Genomic DNA, 1,334 nt, shown 5'->3' with positions numbered 1-1,334 from the left:
GGACAAATTCAGCAATCAATCTGCACACGACTAAGACAGATAAAGCGTTGGCGTTTTTTTTACCGCCGGTATCCTCTTGCCCTTATGAGCAAACATCCCATCGAACAACTATTGCGCCCACCGGTTGAACTCGCCGCGAGTTTCGCGTACCTGTTCGCCGCGATCCTGGCCGTCAGCAGCCCCGGTGTGCTGCTGACGGTTCCGTCGGTGGCATACACGCTCGCGCTGTTCTGCATCATTCGTTTCGCACAGCGAACCCAGCTCGCTGTGCGGTTATTGAAGTACCAGCACTATTTGCTGGTACTACCCAAATACGAAATTTCCAGTGCACAAATTCCCGTCAGCAAGACCAATCTGTTTTTGGGGATTGGGTTTGAATGGGAGGCTATCCACACCCAGCGGCACCACGACTGCAAACAGCCGAATCGTCGCCACATTATCAAGCGCTACAAAACTGCACTGTATTTGCGCGCACGTGCCGTGGAAGCATTTTGCAAACGCCATACAGCGGTTTACTTTCTGGCGTGGATCATCGGTCGCGAGGCGTGGTGGAATCCGGTATCGCCAATTCCGCGTGTCGAAGGTGACACGACAATTCATGCTGTTGGGTTATGGGAGCGGGAAGAGAATATTGAGCAACCGCAAAGTGAGCGCGTTGCTCACACCTTTGTGGTGGGCACGACGCGTGTCGGTAAGACTCGCTTATGCGAAACGCTGGTGACCCAAGACATTCACAACGGTGACGTTGTGATTGTGTTTGATCCGAAAGGCGACGCAGAACTGTTAATCCGGATGTGGGCTGAGGCAGTACGCGCAGGGCGTGAACATCAATTCTATATGTTCCACCTGGGTTATCCAGACATCAGCTGTCGTTACAATCCGGTCGGTTCTTTTGGTCGTATTACTGAGCCAGCCTCACGTATCGCATCGCAATTACCCGGTGAGGGCAACAGCGCAGCATTCCGTGAATTCGCGTGGCGTTATGTCAATGTCATCAGTCGAGCGGGTACCGAACTCGGTAAGCGCCTGTCTTACGAATTTTATTTGAAGTACGGTGCGGACATCGACCCACTGCTAAGCGAATACCTCAACAACATTTTCACGCTCAACCAATCCAAGCACCCGCATTGGCGTAAGCATCTCAAAGACATTGTCGAGTCTGAGCGCAAACCCGACAAATCCATGAGCGCCCGTGATCGCACGGCATGGGCTGCCGTTGAGTTATACAAACACTACGGATTATTTGATGATGTCGCACACGCGTTGATCAAAACGTTCGAGTACGAAAAATCCTTCTACGACAAATTGGTTGCATCGCTGTTTCCGCTGCTTGA

Annotated in this window: 1 protein-coding gene; it reads left to right on the top strand. The window is 51.9% G+C overall.

The window, feature by feature from the left end; translation table 11 throughout:
* Positions 1-84: 84 nt before the first annotated feature.
* On the top strand, positions 85-1,334 hold a 1,250-nt coding region (traD, locus tag ACSV5M_RS21750; protein ID WP_439178953.1), incomplete at its 3' end, for a conjugative transfer system coupling protein TraD.

The sequence above is a fragment of the Cellvibrio sp. ARAG 10.3 genome (assembly GCF_051846955.1).
Taxonomy (GTDB): domain Bacteria; phylum Pseudomonadota; class Gammaproteobacteria; order Pseudomonadales; family Cellvibrionaceae; genus Cellvibrio.
The sequence above is the reverse complement of the archived record's forward strand: the minus strand, read 5'-3'. Positions and strand labels throughout refer to the sequence as shown.